This window comes from Henriciella algicola (genome assembly GCF_003576245.1).
Classification (GTDB): Bacteria; Pseudomonadota; Alphaproteobacteria; order Caulobacterales; family Hyphomonadaceae; genus Henriciella; species Henriciella algicola.
Genome location: NZ_QWGA01000003.1, coordinates 504,046 through 520,990, shown reverse-complemented (window position 1 = coordinate 520,990; position 16,945 = coordinate 504,046). Strand labels below are relative to the sequence as shown.

The 16,945-nt window shown below is 61.5% G+C and carries 17 protein-coding genes; 13 read left to right on the top strand and 4 right to left on the bottom strand.

Annotated elements, in window-relative coordinates; all coding sequences use genetic code 11:
* Positions 1–109: 109 nt before the first annotated feature.
* The 8 genes from ilvN (at position 110) to D1222_RS02965 (ending at position 7,560) form a co-directional block, all read left to right on the top strand.
* Positions 110–661 carry an acetolactate synthase small subunit gene (ilvN, locus tag D1222_RS03000; protein WP_119452745.1) on the top strand — a complete coding sequence of 184 codons (552 nt, stop codon included), beginning with the start codon at positions 110–112 and terminating at the stop codon, positions 659–661.
* 45 nt (positions 662–706) lie between these two features.
* Positions 707–1,726, top strand: coding sequence for a ketol-acid reductoisomerase (ilvC, locus tag D1222_RS02995; protein WP_119452744.1), 1,020 nt, complete (start codon positions 707–709; stop codon positions 1,724–1,726).
* A gap of 2 nt (positions 1,727–1,728) precedes the next feature.
* Entirely contained in the window at positions 1,729–1,998 is a 270-nt protein-coding gene (locus D1222_RS02990) for a hypothetical protein (RefSeq protein WP_119452743.1), read from the top strand.
* Between the two features lie 88 nt (positions 1,999–2,086).
* Complete coding sequence (locus D1222_RS02985; RefSeq protein WP_119452742.1) at positions 2,087–2,509, top strand: DUF3617 domain-containing protein; 423 nt, start codon at positions 2,087–2,089, stop codon at positions 2,507–2,509.
* Positions 2,510–2,638: 129 nt separating this feature from the next.
* The gene (gene zwf, locus D1222_RS02980) at positions 2,639–4,108 is read left to right on the top strand and encodes a glucose-6-phosphate dehydrogenase (RefSeq protein ID WP_119452741.1); all 1,470 of its coding nucleotides are present in this window, start codon (positions 2,639–2,641) and stop codon (positions 4,106–4,108) included.
* Positions 4,105–5,949, top strand: a complete 1,845-nt coding sequence (gene edd / locus D1222_RS02975) for a phosphogluconate dehydratase (protein WP_119452740.1) — start codon at positions 4,105–4,107, stop codon at positions 5,947–5,949. The genes zwf and edd overlap by 4 nt, the downstream gene beginning before the upstream one ends.
* On the top strand, positions 5,942–6,922 hold the full coding sequence (locus tag D1222_RS02970; RefSeq protein ID WP_182481850.1) for a glucokinase: 981 nt from the start codon (positions 5,942–5,944) through the stop codon (positions 6,920–6,922). The genes edd and D1222_RS02970 overlap by 8 nt, the downstream gene beginning before the upstream one ends.
* Positions 6,919–7,560: a bifunctional 4-hydroxy-2-oxoglutarate aldolase/2-dehydro-3-deoxy-phosphogluconate aldolase gene (locus tag D1222_RS02965; RefSeq protein ID WP_119452738.1), complete on the top strand. Its 642-nt coding sequence runs from the start codon at positions 6,919–6,921 to the stop codon at positions 7,558–7,560. The genes D1222_RS02970 and D1222_RS02965 overlap by 4 nt, the downstream gene beginning before the upstream one ends.
* Here D1222_RS02965 and D1222_RS02960 read toward each other — a convergent pair whose 3' ends face one another.
* The 4 genes from D1222_RS02960 to D1222_RS02945 all read right to left on the bottom strand — a co-directional run bounded on the left by D1222_RS02960 (position 7,561) and on the right by D1222_RS02945 (position 11,091).
* Positions 7,561–8,481: a DMT family transporter gene (locus D1222_RS02960; protein WP_182481849.1), complete on the bottom strand. Its 921-nt coding sequence runs from the start codon at positions 8,479–8,481 to the stop codon at positions 7,561–7,563.
* Positions 8,482–8,536: 55 nt separating this feature from the next.
* Complete coding sequence (locus D1222_RS02955; RefSeq protein ID WP_119452736.1) at positions 8,537–9,547, bottom strand: LLM class flavin-dependent oxidoreductase; 1,011 nt, start codon at positions 9,545–9,547, stop codon at positions 8,537–8,539.
* A 69-nt stretch (positions 9,548–9,616) separates the two neighbouring features.
* Entirely contained in the window at positions 9,617–10,393 is a 777-nt protein-coding gene (locus tag D1222_RS02950) for a GGDEF domain-containing protein (protein WP_119452735.1), read from the bottom strand.
* 98 nt (positions 10,394–10,491) lie between these two features.
* Positions 10,492–11,091, bottom strand: coding sequence for a tetratricopeptide repeat protein (locus D1222_RS02945; protein WP_119452734.1), 600 nt, complete (start codon positions 11,089–11,091; stop codon positions 10,492–10,494).
* Between the two features lie 174 nt (positions 11,092–11,265).
* Between D1222_RS02945 and D1222_RS02940 the strand changes: the two genes are divergently transcribed.
* From D1222_RS02940 to mreC, 5 genes are all read left to right on the top strand, one after another.
* Positions 11,266–12,087, top strand: coding sequence for a class I SAM-dependent methyltransferase (locus tag D1222_RS02940; RefSeq protein WP_182481848.1), 822 nt, complete (start codon positions 11,266–11,268; stop codon positions 12,085–12,087).
* A 65-nt stretch (positions 12,088–12,152) separates the two neighbouring features.
* Positions 12,153–12,896: a TVP38/TMEM64 family protein gene (locus tag D1222_RS02935; protein ID WP_119452732.1), complete on the top strand. Its 744-nt coding sequence runs from the start codon at positions 12,153–12,155 to the stop codon at positions 12,894–12,896.
* A gap of 160 nt (positions 12,897–13,056) precedes the next feature.
* A complete protein-coding gene (locus D1222_RS02930; RefSeq protein WP_119452731.1) occupies positions 13,057–14,592 on the top strand; it encodes a 2-isopropylmalate synthase in 1,536 nt (511 codons plus the stop codon).
* A 269-nt stretch (positions 14,593–14,861) separates the two neighbouring features.
* The gene (locus D1222_RS02925) at positions 14,862–15,902 is read left to right on the top strand and encodes a rod shape-determining protein (protein ID WP_119380476.1); all 1,041 of its coding nucleotides are present in this window, start codon (positions 14,862–14,864) and stop codon (positions 15,900–15,902) included.
* Positions 15,903–16,013: 111 nt separating this feature from the next.
* A complete protein-coding gene (gene mreC / locus D1222_RS02920) occupies positions 16,014–16,943 on the top strand; it encodes a rod shape-determining protein MreC (protein ID WP_119452730.1) in 930 nt (309 codons plus the stop codon).
* Positions 16,944–16,945: the final 2 nt, after the last annotated feature.

Here is a 16,945-nt window from a genome sequence, read left to right as displayed (position 1 = left end):
ACAAGCTCAGCATGAGGTTTCTCTTTGCTGACACGGCAGCTATACGCCACCTCATCCTGAGCCTGTCGAAGGATGAAGCCGCGCAGAACGACACCGCAGGAGCCCGCGCATGAGCAAGGAACCGATCCCCGCCAGCGCCTATGACATGGACCACGCCGAAGAGGTCGAGGAGCGCCGAACGCTCGCCGTCCTCGTCGACAACGAGCCGGGCGTGCTTGGCCGTGTCGTCGGGCTGTTCTCTGCGCGCGGCTATAACATCGAAAGCCTGACCGTCGCCGAAGTGGACCGCGGCAAGCACCGCTCCCGCATTACCATCGTGACGACCGGCACCGCGCACATGCTCGAACAGATCGAGGCACAGCTCCTGCGGCTCGTGCCTGTGGCGGCGGTGATCGACATCACCAAATCCAAACGCGGCATCGAGCGCGAGCTTGCGCTCGTGAAAGTTGCAGGCCAGGGCGACCCCCGCGTCGAGGCGCTGCGCATCGCCGAAATCTTCCGCGCGCGCGTCATCGATACGACAAATGAGAGCTTCATTTTCGAGATCACCGGTGCATCGGAAAAGATCGACCAGTTCTGCGAACTGATGGAGCCACTCGGCCTCGTCGAAGTGAGCCGCACAGGCGTCCTCTCCATCCGCCGCGGCAAGGATGCCGGCTAAAGCGAAACAAACGAAATCCCAGAGACACCCAAGGAGTAACACGCAGTGAAAGTCTATTACGAGCAGGACGCCGATCTCGGCCTCATCACCAAGAAAAAAGTCGCCGTCATCGGTTATGGCAGCCAGGGCCATGCGCATGCGCTGAACGCCCGCGATAGCGGTGTCGCTGACATCGTCGTCGGTCTTCAGGAAGGCTCCACCAGCCGCAAGAAGGCCGAGGCTGAGGGCCTGAAAGTGATGACCCCGGCAGAGGCGACCAAGTGGGCCGATGTCGTGATGATCCTCATTCCGGACGAGAAGCAGGCCGTGCTCTGGGCAAACGAGATCGAGCCGCATGTCCGCGACGGCCAGCACATCATGTTCGGCCACGGCTTCAACATTCACTACAACCTCATCCGCCCATCCGCGAATGTCGACATTTCGCTGTCTGCGCCGAAGGGCCCTGGCCACACGCTGCGTGACCAGTATCAGCGCGGCTTCGGCCTGCCGGGCCTTATCGCGATCCATCAGGACGCGACCGGCACTGCAAAGGACGTGGCGCTCTCTTATTCCAAAGCCATCGGTAACACCCGCGCCGGCGTCATCGAGACGAGCTTCCGCGAAGAGACCGAGACCGATCTCTTCGGTGAACAGGCCGTGCTCTGCGGCGGTATCGTCGAGCTGATCAAGGCAGGCTTCGAAACCCTCGTCGAGGCAGGCTATGCGCCGGAAATGGCCTATTTTGAGTGCCTTCACGAAACGAAGCTGATCGTCGACCTCATCTATGAGGGCGGCATCGCCAACATGAACTACTCGATCTCCAACACGGCCGAGTTCGGTGAGTATGTGTCCGGCCCGCGCGTCATCACGTCCAAGACCAAGGCAGAGATGAAGAAGATCCTGACCGACATTCAGGACGGCACCTTCGCGCGCAATTGGGTGCTGGAAAACCAGGCCGGCGCACCGGGCTTCCACGCCAAACGCGCCCGCATGAACGACCACCTCATCGAGGAAGTCGGCGAGAAACTGCGCGGCATGATGCAGTGGGCGCAGAATGACCGCCTTGTCGACAAGGCGCGTAACTAGGCTTGGATGAGCAATTCCTGATTGCCCTCGCAAAACTGCCCACTGGCTATAGCCGTGGCAGTTATTGCGGGGGCAGTTGGGGTATCACGGTCGAGCGGTCTGCAGACGGCAGGCGTGTGAAACTCTACGGCGAAGCGCTTGGCGGCGACGACCATGTCAGCTTCAATCTTTACCGCGTCGCAGGTGAGCCCCGGCTGAAGCCGTGTGAGATGCCAGCGGCGAAAGTCATCGACTTTGTTCTCGGCTTCGAGCCAGCCCTGAATGTTGGCTGAACACCAGATTAAATCACTTTATCTTGCCGCCCATCGCGGGCAGGCGCATCTTCAGCGCGTAGAAATCCGCCGCTGCTGAAAGGCTTCCATGACCCTTCGTATGTCCCTCCTGGCGCTTGCCTCAATTGCTGCTGCGGCGACGCCCCCGGCCTTTGCCCAGTCCAATGTGGCTGAAGGTCTCTGGTCCTATCAGGCGCGCTACATGATCGGGCCGATACCGGCAGGCGACCGCGGCCAGTATTGTGTTGGTCCGGACATGTCGCAAAGCTCCTTCGACCAGCTCTTCAACGACATCAATTCACGTTGCCGCATCACCGATAGCGAGCTGACGCCCAGTGGCTATGACTTCACCCTGCAGTGCGCTGGCGGCCCTGACGGAGAGCTGGAAGGCCGACTTCAGGTTGGCGCTGACACGGCCGTGCTGAACGCGACCGGTTGGACGGGAACGGCAAGCGAGAACGTGCCGGTTATGCTGACCGCGACGGCAGAGCGCGTCTCCTCGAGCTGCTAGGGCAGGGCGCTGCCCTATTGTGCGCGCCACGTGCTCTCTGGTGTGATGATGGCCATCCGGGGCGATAAACGCCCTTTCTTGCGGGTCTTCCTTTGACAGGGGCGCTGGCCTTCCTAAGTCCTTTTCGACATGGCCAAATTTATTCCTGTCGGGACGTTCGACCTCGTCATTTTCGGAGGCACGGGCGATCTTAGCCAGCGCAAGCTACTGCCTGCGCTCTATCACCGCTATGCCGATGGGCAGATCCCCGAGGACTCCCGTATTGTCGGCGTCTCGCGGACGGAAATGTCAGACGAGGACTTCCGCGCTTTCGCCTTTGAAGCCTGCGAGGCGCACACAAAGGACAGCATCGAAAAGGATTGCTGGGCGAAGTTCGAGAAGCTGCTCTCCTTTGCAACGATGGACGCGACCGACCCCGATGCGGACTGGTCCGGCCTGAAAGAGCGCCTCGGCGGCGATGATCGGCCCGCCATTTTTTATCTGGCGGTGACCCCGAAAATCTATGTGCCGATCTGTGAAGCGATTGGCGCTGCGGGCCTCGCTGGGGGCGATGCGCGCGTCGTTCTGGAAAAGCCGATCGGCACGGATCTGGAGTCCGCAAAAGCGATCAATAGCGGTGTAGGGGCGGTGTTTGCCGAGGACCACATCTACCGCATCGACCACTATCTCGGGAAAGAGACAGTGCAGAATCTGCTCGTCCTGCGCTTTGGCAACACGCTGTTCGAACCGCTCTGGAACCGAACCGCCATTGATCATATCCAGATCACGGTCTCAGAAGATGTCGGCGTCGGCGAACGCGCTGGCTATTATGACAGCGCTGGCGCCGTCCGGGACATGCTTCAGAACCACCTGCTTCAGCTTCTGTGCCTGATCGCGATGGAGCCGCCAAATTCCATCGAGGCCGACGAAATCCGCACCGAAAAGATCAAGGTGCTCAACGCCCTCCGCCCGATGGTGGCCAAGTGCGTTGGTGAGGACACGGTGAGGGCGCAATATGGGCCCGGCACGGTCGATGGCGAGAAGGTCAAGGGCTATCTCGAAGAGCTCGATGAAGGTGACAGCAAGACCGAAACCTTCGTCGCCATCAAGGCATGGGTCGACAATTGGCGCTGGGCCCGCGTGCCTTTCTATCTACGTACCGGCAAGCGTATGCGGTCCCGCCATTCAGAAATCATGGTCCAGTTCCGCGAAGCGCCGCATGCCATGTTCGGAGAGGATCAGGCCCATTCCAACAGGCTGATCATCCGCCTGCAGCCTGATGAAGGCGTGCAGCTTTACGTCCAGATCAAGGAGCCAGGCCCGGGCGGCCTGCGCGTGCAGTCCTTGCCGTTGAACCTCTCCTATGCGGAATCGTTTCAGGTGCGGTATCCCGATGCCTATGAGCGCCTGCTCATGGATGTGGTTCGCGGAAATCTCGCCCTCTTCATGCGGCGCGAGGAAGTCGAGGAAGCCTGGGAGTGGGTCGATGGCCTGCTCGAAGGCTGGGCGGCGGCCAATACGCCGATCCATACCTATGCGGCCGGACTGGAAGACGGACCCGTGGAGGCGCGAATGCTGCTGCGCCAGGACGGGCGAGACTGGTGGAGCAACGGCAAATGACATCCCTGCATCCCAAAATTCAGGAAGTGACAGAGCGGATCGAGAAACGGTCCTCGGAAACGCGTGCGACCTATCTGGAGCTGATCCGCGGCCGCAAGCCTGACGGCTTTGCTCGCCAGAAGCTGGCTGACGGCAACCTCGCCCACGCCTCGGCAGGCTGCGCCGTCATGGACAAGACCCAGCTTCTGGGTGCGAACTGGCCGAATATTGGCGTCATCACCGCCTATAATGACATGCTCTCGGCGCATGCGCCCTATGAGGACTATCCAAAGATCATCCGCGATGCCGCGCGCAAGGTGAACGCCACCGCGCAGGTGGCAGGTGGTGTCCCGGCCATGTGTGATGGGGTCACGCAGGGCCAGCAGGGTATGGAGCTGTCGCTTTTTTCGCGCGATGTGATCGCGCTCGCCTCAGCCGTCTCGCTCAGCCATGATATGTTCGACGGCGCACTCCATCTCGGCATCTGCGACAAGATCGTTCCCGGCCTGATGATCGCGGCGCTCCGCTTTGGCTGGCTGCCACATGTCTTCGTGCCGGGCGGGCCGATGCCTTCCGGTCTGCCGAACCCGGAAAAGCAGCGCATCCGGCAGGAATACGCGCTCGGCAATGTCGACCGCGATGCCCTTCTGAAGGCCGAGGCCGAAAGCTATCACAGCCCCGGCACCTGCACTTTCTATGGCACGGCGAACTCCAACCAGATGCTGATGGAAGTCATGGGGATGCACATTCCCGGCGCAGCTTTCGAGAACCCCGGCACGCCGCTGCGCGAAGCGCTGACACGGGCGGCGGTGAAGCGTGTCGTCGAACTGACGGTAAAGCGCGACTACACGCCAATGGGCGAGATGATCGATGCGCGCAGTTGGGTGAACGCCATGGTCGGCCTGATGGCGACGGGCGGCTCCACCAATCATGCGCTCCACATTCCGGCCATGGCCGCCGCCAGCGGCTATCAGGTCGAGCTGGAGGACTTTGCAGATGTGAGCGAGATCACACCGCTTCTCTGCCGCATCTATCCGAACGGGCCTGCCGATGTGAACCATTTCCAGGCCGCAGGCGGGATGAGCTTTGTCATGCGCGAATTGCTCGGCGCCGGGCTCCTCAATGGAGAGGCGCGCGGCATCATGGGCACGATCGCAGACCACGCAAAGGAACCGTGGCTGAAGGACGGCGAGGTCGCTTTCCGGGATGCACCCGAAAGCAGCGGCGACACCGATATCGTTCGGCCCGCTAGTGATCCTTTCCAGAAGGAAGGTGGCCTTCGCATGCTGAACGGCCCGCTTGGGCGCGGGGTCATCAAGGTTTCTTCAGTCAAAGAAGACCGGCGCATCATCGAAGCGCCTGCGCGTGTTTTCGACGATCAGGAAGCCCTGAAAGACGCCTTCAAGGCTGGCGAGCTCGACAAGGACTTTGTCGCCGTCGTTCGTTTTCAGGGGCCAGCCGCCAATGGCATGCCAGAGCTTCATGCCCTGTCACCCGCGCTGGGCGCGCTTCAGGACAAGGGCTTCAGGGTCGCGCTTGTAACAGACGGGCGCATGTCGGGCGCGAGCGGCAAGATCCCGGCGGCGATCCATGTCAGCCCGGAGGCCGCACGCGGCGGCCCGCTGGCCCGCGTTCAGGACGGCGACATGATCCGGCTCGATGCGGAGACGGGCGAACTCGACATCGATTGCGATCCATCCGTGTTCGAAGCGCGCGAACCCGCCCAGTTCCGCCCGAACATTCAAGGTCAGGGCCTCGGGCGTGAGCTTTTCGGCGCCTTCCGTAACAATGCCAGCCGGCCAGACACGGGCGGTAGCCTGTTTGAATTCTTCCTGCCGCTGCCGGGTGGCAGCCATGGCTGATCCGGTCCTCGTCGGGGATATAGGCGGCACAAATGTCAGGTTCGCGGTTGCCAGTCAGGGCTTTGCGGGCAAGCCGGTCGTCTCTGACGTCTCCGTCATGCCGGGCGATGATTTTGAGCGGTTTGACGACGCGCTTGGCCTCTACCTGAACCAGCTCGGCAAGGGCGCACCCAAGCGGGCTCTGATCGCGCTCGCTGGCCCCGTGCAAAAAGGGCGCGTCAAGCTCACCAATCGCGACTGGATCGTCGACACCCAGCGCCTGCAGGAGAATTGCGGCCTCAGCTCCGTGCGCCTCGTCAATGATTACGCCGCCATGGCGCGGGCCATTCCGGAACTGCCGGACGACGCCTTCCGCCTCGTCCGCAAAGGCGAGCCCGATACGTCGGCGCGCCATCCCATTCTGGTGTCTGGCCCCGGAACCGGGCTTGGTATGGCAACGCTCATACCTGTCGGCACGACAGGGTGGAGGGTGCTGACGGGGGAGGGCGGCCATGCTGCGTTTGCTCCCGCGACCCCGCGTGAGTGGGCGCTGGCAGAGAAGCTGCGCGAAACGCATGCCTATGTCTCACGGGAGCTTGTCCTGTCTGGCTCTGGCTTCGACGCCGTCCACAAGGCGCTTTGCGACATAGACGGCGTTCAGTGGGAAAAGACCCATCCGGCAAAGGTGGAAGAGCTGGCGCGGCAGGGCGACCCGATCTGCCGCGATATGTGTGAGATCAGGGCGAGGGGCACGCTCTACGCGCTCGGCGATACGGCGCTCATGAATGGCGCACGAGGCGGTGTGGTCGTGACCGGGGGTGTGGCAGAAGAGCTCGCCGACTGGATTGCCGCACCTGAAGCCATTGACCGGTTTTTGCAACGCGGGCCAATGAGCGATTATATGCAGCCCATCCCGATCCGCATCCTGATGTCGGGGGAGGCCGCGCTCATCGGGGCGGCCGCACTGGAATATGACGAGGTGCCCGTCCCATGAAGACCATGACCGCTTTTCGCGCCGCCATAGACAAGGCCCCCATCGTCCCGGTGTTGACGGTCCACGAAGCCGACCATGCCGAGCCGCTTGCAGAAGCGTTGCTTCGCGGGGGGCTCTCTTCGGTTGAGATTACGCTGCGGACGCCCGCCGCCCTCGAAGTCATCCACCGCATGTCGCATGTCGATGACAGGTTGCTCGTGGGGGCGGGAACGATCATTTCTGAAGGCGATGTCGATGCCTCGCTCAAGGCTGGCGCTGACTTTCTGGTGACGCCCGGCGCATCGCCGCTTCTTCTGGATGCGCTCTCAAATCATGACGGTGTCATCCTGCCTGGCGTGTCAACGGCAAGCGAGGCGATGGCCCGTTTCGATGAAGGCTATGGCGTAATGAAATTCTTCCCGGCAGAAGCCGCTGGCGGGGCGAAGTTCCTTAAAGCGCTGTCGGCTCCGCTGCCCCACATTGATTTCATGCCGACGGGCGGCGTGACGCCTGAGAACGCCGCAGATTATCTGTCCCTGCCAAACGTCGTCGCTGTCGGCGGATCATGGATCGCGACGGCCGATGAGATGGCATCTGGCGACTGGCAGGCGATCAGCGACAAGGCTGCCGCTGCCGTCAAGCTTGGCCGCCGGGCCTGATCATTCGGGCAGGTCGCTCGCGGGCATCCGTGCGCCGCGCCGTGTCCGGAAGCGGCTTTCAAAGGCGACCAGCAGACAGCTTCCGATGATGATGATCGCGCCAATCCAGAGCGCCGGGCCCGGCCATTCGTCAAAGAAGAAAAGCCCGAGCAGGGCGCTCCACACCAGTGCGGTATACTCCAGCGGTGCGAGCACCTGCGCTTCGGCCTGCGCATAAGCCAGCGTCATCAAATACCAGACCGAATAGCCCAGCAGGCCCAGCAGCAGGAAGAAGGGGATGTAGGAAATCGATGGCCAGCCAAACAGGCCAAGCGTGACTGGCAGCAGCGCGATGGCCGGCACAATATTGGTGAAGAGGGCGATCGTCGTCGCATCTTCATGGCGTGCCCGCATCCGCAGGAAGACCAGAACAAAAGCATAGCCGATGGTGGAGCTGAACAGTGCTACATAGCCAAGCGTGCGTTCTCCGGGCGCTGCGCTCCCTTCCGGATTGGAGCCGAAGACGGCCAGCGCCACACCGCCAAATCCGATCAGCGCAGCAAGAACGGCAACGCCGCTAAGTCTTTCGCCGATCACCAGACGGGCCACCGGCGCAACCATCAGCGCCGCTGTAAAGCCAAGCGCGGTTGCCTCGGCAAGGCGAAGCTGCGTGAGCGCATAGAAGAAGGTGAAGGCGCAGAAGAGCTGAAGCAGCCCCCGCATCGTGTGAAACCGGATGGCTTCATTGGATGGGCGAGGGCGCTTCTTGGCGAGGAAGACCGCGCCGGCAATGACGCCGCCGAAACAAAAGCGCCACGCCAGCAGGTGGTGCAGACCCGCGCCGGGCGCGACGGCTTTAACCAGCGCATCGATGACAGCGCCCATCGCTATCGCGAAGGCGGCAATCAGCACAGGCATGGCAAGGAGGCGGGATCTAAGCATGGGCGCGCGGTCTAACGCGCCATCGCTTGTCCCGCCAGTAAATCTTTGGCGAAGCCTATTCGGCTGCTTTCGGTGCGCTGAGGCTTTCGCGGACTTCAGCGGCGATCTCATATGAGCGGAGCCGCGCCTTCTCGTCGAAGATATGGGCCGACAGGATCAGCTCGTCTGCACCCGTATCGGCGAGGAACGCTTCCACCTTTTCGCTGACGGTCCTGGGTGAGCCAATGGCGGTGCACGCAAGCGTCGCCTCCAGCATGGTGCGTTCATGCGGCTGGATTTCAGCGTCAAAGGACGGGTCAGGCGGGGCGAGGCGTGTCGGGGTGCCCCGGCGCAGATTGACGAATGTCCGGCGCAGCGACGAGGCAAGCCGGTCAGCCTCATCGTCGCTATCGGCGGCAATCATATTGTAGCCGAGCATCACATAAGGCTTCTTCAGCTGCTCCGACGGCTGGAACGTTTCGCGGTAGATCGAGATCGCCTGCTTCATCTGTTGCGGGGCAAAGTGAGATGCGAAGGCGTAGGGCAGGCCGAGATAGGCTGCCAGCTGTGCGCCGAATGTCGACGAACCGAGAATCCAGAGCGGAATGTTCGTATTGCCACCGGGCACGGCCTGAACGCGCTGTCCCGGCTGCACCGGGCCGAGAAAGGCCTGCAGCTCCATGACTTCCTTGGGAAAGCGATCCTCGCCGCCAACCATGGTGCGGCGCAGGGCCTGTGAGACAAGCTGGTCGCCGCCCGGCGCACGGCCAAGGCCAAGATCGACGCGGCCGGGATAGATGGCTTCCAGCGTCCCGAATTGCTCGGCCACCATGATCGGCGCGTGATTAGGCAACATGATGCCACCCGCGCCAAGGCGAATGTTCTCAGTGTCCTGTCCCGCATGGGCGATCATCACGGCCGTCGCTGCGCTTGCAATGCCGGGCATGTTGTGGTGTTCGGCCAGCCAGTAGCGGTTATAGCCGAGCCGGTCAGCGTGCGTGGCAAGGCGCCGGGCACGAGCGAGCGCATCCTGCGGATTGCTGCCTTCAACGATCGGGGCGAGGTCGAGAACGGAAAATGGTGTCATCACGCGCTCAATGTATGAGCCGCGATGTGGGTTCTCAATAGGTTAGAGGTCTGGGGCCGCGTGCGCGCCTTACGCGGCGCTGCGGATCTTCGGTTCACTGCGCACGCAGTTTCGCCCGCCATTCTTGGCCTCATAAAGGAAGCCGTCAGCCTTATCGATACAGGCGGCGAGCCCGTCTTCGGGACGCAGTTTCGCGAGGCCGAAGCTCGCGGAAACGCGCGTCGTCTTGCCATTGAAGCTCAGATCTGTGCCGGCAATGCGCTTGCGAAGGCGTTCGCAGACACCTTCGGCCTGCTGCTGATTCACATCGCTGAGCAGTATAATGAATTCCTCTCCGCCCCAGCGCCCCAGCCGGTCGAATGGCCCGCGCAGGGCTGCGTGGCTGAGATTGGCAATGGCAATCAGGACGCGGTCGCCGAATGCATGGCCATTCGTGTCGTTGACGGCTTTGAAGTGGTCCAGGTCGAACAGCGCGACATATACGCTGTTCTGTGTACGCTCCATACGCGCCAGCTCTTCCTCGGCAAGCGTCTTGAAGGAGCGGCGATTGAGCAAGCCGGTCAACGGGTCTGTCGAGGCCATCGCTTCCAGCGTGGTCTGATAGCGGTCAACGCGGTACTGGTTCTGCGCGGCAAGACCTGCCATCGGGCTCGCAACGCAAGCCGCAATCACCACCGTCATCAGCATGAAGTCATTGTTTCCGGCAGGAACGCCGAACATGTTGATGACCAGAACGGCAAACAGGACCGACAGCGACAGCGCGGCGGCGATCACGAACCCGAAGAAGATCAGAGCTCGTGAGACTGCGCCAGTATCGGCTTCAAGGAGACGATAGCCTTGTGTCATGGCCGCTCATCTAGCAGCCGAAAGCAAACATTGGCGTAATCGCAGGTTTTAAATTTTACCTATCTGCCGATCGGTTCGACATTTCTGGCTCGGGCGGCTCAGAGGCCGCGCCGGTCCGGAAAGCCGTAGCCGCGTGCACGCTCACAAGACCAGGTGTCTCCGGTTTCGCAGGCGCGCTGGATGTAATCCTTGCCCTCATCCCGGTTCATGATGCCGCCCTGGCCGCGATAGACCATGGAGCCATAGCCGCCACAACCGGTCTGATCGCCGAGGTCGCAAGCGCGTTTATAAAGACGGCGCGCGTACTCCAGATCCTCGTTTCCATCATTGCCGGTGAAGCTGACATGCGCCTGTTCGAGGCAGCTGTCTGCATCGCGGCCATCAAAGCAGGAGGTGTCATAAAGCTTGCGGGCGGCTTCATAATCCTGCGTGATGCCGAGACCGCGGCGGTAGATATTGCCAGCCTTGCGGCAGTTGCGTGACCAGACTTCGCGTTGCTGGCTCTTGTCTTCGCAGGCTTCCGAATAGCGCTCTAGCGCATCGTCGTACCAACCCTTTTGCATGGCACGGTCGGCATAGAGCTCATCAGCATCGGGTTTGGCGATGCGCTCTGGCCCGAATTGCGCGGACGCCGGAAGGGCGAACGCAAGGGCGGAAGCGCTGATCAGGCCTGCAACAAGCTGATGTCTGGCTTTCATGATGGGACCTCGCTGGCGATCATTATTCTAGTGATGCTCTTACAATTCGGGAGGATTGTGGCGGTTTCCTGTCGGTAACTGCAAGAGACCGAAGGTCGGATTTTCATTGTCTGCGCCGGGCGAAGCGCTTATCCCACTCCTTAAATGTATCGCCTTGCGAAGGAGGACATGAGCATGATCAAACGTCTGACAGGACTGAGCGCGCTTCTTTTGGCAGGCGCCTGTGCCACGCAAAGCGGCGATGATCTTCCACCAGCCGAAGCACCGCTTCCGCCGATGATGACATCGCGAAGTGTTGATGCAGCGCGCCTTCAAAGTGCGATTGCCAGCAGCGAGCGGCCTGAAACCGATGTTGAGCGCGACGAGCTGCGCCGCCCCGCTGGCGTGATCGAGTTTGCGGGTCTCCTGCCGGATGAGACGGTGCTGGAGCTTGAAGCAGGCGGCGGCTACTTCACCGAGATCCTGTCGCGCTATCTCAATGATGATGCGACCCTTTATATGCAGAACCCGGCGGCCTTTGATGGCTTTCTGGGCGACGCGGCAGAGATCCGGATGGATGGGCTGGATAATGTCGAGTACCTGCGGGCCGACTTTGATAGCTTCCCGCTGGACGACGAAAGCGTCGACGTTGTGACCTGGTTCCAGGGGCCGCACGAACTCTGGTACACGCCAGAGAATGGCGAGCCGCTCGTCGCGAATCCGGACGACTCCTTCCCTGAAATCTTTCGCGTGCTGAAGCCGGGCGGCAGCTTCGTCGTTCTCGACCATACGGGGCCTGAAGGCGCTCCGGCGACAATCGGCGGGGAGACCCACCGTATCGATCCCCAGATCGTACGGGACCTTGGCCGTGAAGCTGGCTTCGTTCTGGTTGCCGAGAGTGACCTTCTCGACAATCCGGGCGACGACCTTGATGCGAACGTGTTCGACGAGTCTGTACGTGGCCGCACCGACCAGTTCCTGATGAAGTTCGAAAAGCCGATGAGCGCGCCGCAATAAGGCTGCAGGGCGTTCTGTGAGGATCGCTTGACCGCAGCCAGCCGCTGGAGGACAGGGAGGCGGTTATGACGACCCCGACCGACCGTATTCCCGCTGCGCGTTCGCGCAAGGCACTCTGGCTGGGCCTGGGCCTAGGCGCTGCCGTGATCACGCTTTTCCTGCTCGGCAAGGCAGGCGTGCTCGGCTCACTCGAGGCTTTCATCGCGCAGATGCAGGAAATGGCCGATACGCCATGGGCGCTCCCGGCCGTCATCGCACTTTTCACCGGCGCGGCTTTTGTCGGCCTGCCGCAGTTCGGATTGATCGGGGCAGCAGTCGTCGCCTTCGGCCCGGTCAACGGCGCGCTCTATTCGTGGGTCGCGACCATGGTGTCCGGGACAGTGACGTTCTGGCTGGGCCGCTTCAGCGGTGAGGCTGCGGTGGCGCGCTTCTCCGGGCGCCGCGCTGCCCGGTTTGCCGAGTTTGTCAGCCGGAACGCGTTCGCAGCCAGCATGATCGTACGTAACGTACCGACGGGCCCCTTCCTGATCGTCAACATGGCCTTCGGGGCGCTGCGTGCAAACTATCTCGCCTTCCTGGGCGGTATGGCGATCGGGTCGCTTCCAAAGATCCTTCTGGTGACCTTTGCGGGTCAGAGCCTGATGTCCGCGATCACTGGCTCACCCCTTATTGCAGCCGCGCTTGCAGTGCTGGCCGCGCTGATATTTGGTGGCCTCTGGCTCTATGTCCGGCACCGTCAGAAATCTGGCAAGATCATTTCCCCGATGTCCATAAGGCCGGTTGACAGGGCAAGCGAAAAGCCGGAATAGGTCACTCATGCGCAAGAATTTGCCTCTTGAGGGACTAACGGACCTGCTACTTAGCAGCCCCTGGCTGGTGGTCGCTGGACGCTGATGGTCCGGCGCCTGGTCAGGGGATCGACTTAAACGCCCTTTCGCTGACATCTCAAAAGACCCCGCAGGCCCGTCCATGACCACCGAAAAAGACCGCATTCTGATCTTCGATACGACCATGCGCGACGGCGAACAGTCGCCAGGCGCGTCCATGACGCATAATGAAAAGCTGGATCTTGCCGACCTCCTCGAGACGATGGGCGTCGACATCATTGAGGCGGGCTTTCCCGCCTCCTCGCAGGGCGACTTCGAAGCTGTGCGGGACATTGCCCGCCGGTCAAAGTCGTCGGTGATCACCGGACTGTCGCGTTCAAAGCTGGAGGATATCGACCGCTGCGGGGAGGCCGTGCGTCACGCGGCCCGCCCGCGCATCCATACGTTCATCTCCACCAGTCCCGTGCACATGAAGCACAAGCTTCAGATGGGGCCGAATGCTGTGCTGGAGGCTGTTGGCCGGTCTGTAGCTCACGCCCGTAACCTGGTCGAAGACGTCGAATGGTCCGCTGAGGACGCGACCCGGACGGAGTTCGATTTTCTCTGCAAGTGTATCGATGCGGCCATTGCCTCCGGTGCGACGACGATCAACGTTCCCGATACGGTCGGCTACACTCATCCCGACGAATATGGCGGCCTGATCCGGGCTCTGCGGGAAACGATCCCGAACGCAGACAAGGTGATCTGGTCGACGCACTGCCATAATGATCTTGGCCTTGCTGTCGCGAACTCCATTGCCGGGGCGCAGAACGGCGCGCGACAGATTGAGTGCACGATTAATGGTCTCGGGGAGCGCGCAGGCAATGCGGCGCTCGAAGAGATCGTCATGGCGTTCAAGGTGCGCGGCGACACGCTGCCGTTCGAAACGGGCATCGACACCACCCGTCTGGCACGCGCCAGCCAGATGGTGAGCCGGATCACGGGCTTTCCGGTTCAGTACAATAAAGCGATCGTCGGTAAGAACGCTTTCGCCCATGAAAGCGGCATCCATCAGGATGGCATGCTGAAGAACACTGAGACCTATGAGATCATGAAGCCAGAGGATGTTGGCGTGTCCAAATCCTCACTTGTGATGGGGAAGCTGTCCGGCCGCAACGCCTTCCGGGACAAGCTCGCCTCTCTTGGCTATGAACTCGACCCTGATTCCTTGAACGAGGCGTTTCGCCGTTTCAAGGATCTCGCGGACCGCAAGAAGCATGTCTTCGACGATGACATTCTGGCGCTCGTCGATGACCAGTTGTCGGCGATGGGGGAGCGGGTCGGCTTCGATAGTCTGCGCGTCATTGCCGGCTCTGTCGGGCCGCAACAGGCAGACTTGTCTCTGCGTGTCGATGGAGAGCTTCTGGAAGCGAGCTGCACGGGCAACGGCCCCGTCGATGCCGTCTTCAACGCTATTCGCAAGATCGTGAACCACGAAGCCAAGCTGGACCTCTACCAGGTGCATGCTGTCACCGGCGGTACGGACGCTCAGGCTGAAGTCAGCGTCCGGCTGAACGGTGAGGGCATCATGGCTGTCGGGCGTGCATCTGACCCTGATACGCTGGTTGCCAGCGCCAAGGCCTATATCCACGCGCTGAACAAGCTAGAGGCGCGTCGCATGAAACGCCTCGCTGCTTGAGGCGGTGTGGGGACAGCGATAACTTCCCGCCGCAAGCCTTAACGTGTACGGATCGTACGGAAACTTCTCCATGATGTTTCAGCCGCTTACAGGCCTGTAACCTTGTGGAATATCGAACCTGTTTTGGTGTACGAGACGTACCTGTTTCGGGCAGCCTCTCACTTGCTTTCCGCAGAATAAGGCTGCATGGGGATTATGGGCTGGCAAAGAAAATTCCGCACGACTTCAGCTAATTTGGTCGTGCCTACAGTAAAGAAGCGACCTTACTCATGATCGGTAGCCTTCTCGGCATGCTCTCCACAGATATGGCGATTGACCTCGGGACAGCGAATACGCTCGTCTATGTAAAGGGTCAGGGGATCAAGCTCGATGAGCCATCCGTCGTCGCCTACATGAACCAGGGCGGCCGCAAGGTCGTGTACGCGGTTGGTAACCAGGCCAAGCAGATGCTCGGCAAGACCCCGCTCAACATGGAAGCCATCCGCCCGATGCGCGATGGGGTGATCGCCGACTTCGAAGTCGCCGAAGAGATGATCAAGCACTTCATCCGCAAAGTGCATAACCGCCGGGCTTTCGTATCCCCGCTGATCATCATCTGTGTTCCAAGCTCTGCAACGAACGTCGAGCGCCGCGCCATTCACCAGTCCGCTCTCGCGGCGGGTGCACGCGAAGTCCAGCTGATCGAAGAGCCAATGGCAGCCGCAATCGGCGCCGGTCTTCCGATCGAGGAGCCTGCAGGCTCCATGGTTGTCGACATTGGTGGCGGCACGACTGAGGTCGCCGTGCTCTCGCTGGGCGGTATCGTCTATTCGCGTTCGGTGCGCGTCGGCGGCGACAAGATGGATCATGCCATCATGTCCTATCTGCGCAAGAACCAGCAGATCATGATCGGCGAAATGTCGTCCGAGCGGATCAAGAAAGAGATCGCGTCTGCAAAAGCGCCAGAGAGCGGCGACGGCCTGACCGTCACCGTACGTGGCCGCGGCACGATCGACGGCGTCCCGAACGAGGTTGAAGTGAACGAGGCCATGATGGCCGAAGCGCTTGCCGACCCGGTCAACGAAATCGTTGATGCAATCCGTCTCGCGCTTGAAGCCATGGCGCCAGAGCTTGCTGCGGACATCGTTGATCGCGGCATAGTGCTGACCGGCGGCGGCGCGCTCCTGCGTAATCTCGATGTGGTCATCCGCGAACAGGCCAAGCTGCCTGTGATGATTGCTGACGATCCACTGAAGTGTGTCGCGCAGGGCTGCGGTTACGTGCTCGAAAATCTGGTGCGCATGCGCAACGTCCTGTCGCCGGAAGTCTAAGACCGGCGAGAAACGGGCGCGATCACACCAGCGCCGCTGAAAACCCGGTTGCACGCATTCGCGCTTCACTTCAGGATTAGCCCTGCCGTGGGGAGGCAACAAGGGACAACCATGGCCCGTTTGCGTGGAAAAAGACTGAAAGCCCGGCCAGTACGCCGATACGCCCTCATCGTAGGGCTTGTCGTGCTATTCGCTGTGCTTCTGGCCCAGACGTCTCCGCGCCTGCGCGCCTGGATTGATCCGGCGCGGACTGTCGCCGCTGATCAGCTGGCCAGCTCTGCCCGTCCCGGCCTCTGGGACCGTATCTCTGGCAAGGCCGCGCGCGATGAACGTATCCGTGAGCTTGAAGCAGAAGTCCGCGAGCTGACCCGCTATCGCTCCGTGGCGATTTCCATGGCCGCGCGCCTTGAAGCCTATGAGGATATGCTGAATGTCATGGGTGAACCGCCCGTACGCGGTGTGACGGCCAGAATCACTTCTGAAACGAACGGACCGTTCCGTGAGGCAATCCTTGTTAATGCCGGGACGCTACAGGGTGTGGAGCCGGGCGCCTATGCAGAGAATGAGGGCGGGCTCGTTGGGCGCGTTGTCCAGATTGGCGAGCGGTCGTCCCGCGTGCTGCTCGTGGCGGACTTCAACTCGCGCGTTCCTGTCATGGGCGAGGCGAGCGGCATGCGCGCTATCCTGTTCGGTGACCGCGATGACCTCGGCACGCTGACGGACCTTCCAGAGCGCGGCAACTTCATTCTGGGCGAGCGGGTTCTCACCTCTGGCGAAGGCGGAATCTTTCCGCGCGGCATCGTCGTCGGTGAGGTGGTTGAACGCGGCGGGACGCTTCGTGTTGAGTTCGGCATGAATCGCGGCCGCGGCGGCTTTGTGCGCCTGATGCCGAGCATGCAGATCCCGCGCCCTGAAGAGTTTCCAGCTGGAGTGCTGCCCGAGGAAGGTGAAACGGCTGTTGAGGGCGCGGCGGATGACGCTGCCGCAGAGACGGCTGCATCAGAGAACCTGCCTGACGCCGGCCCACCGGGGGGCGGTTGAGA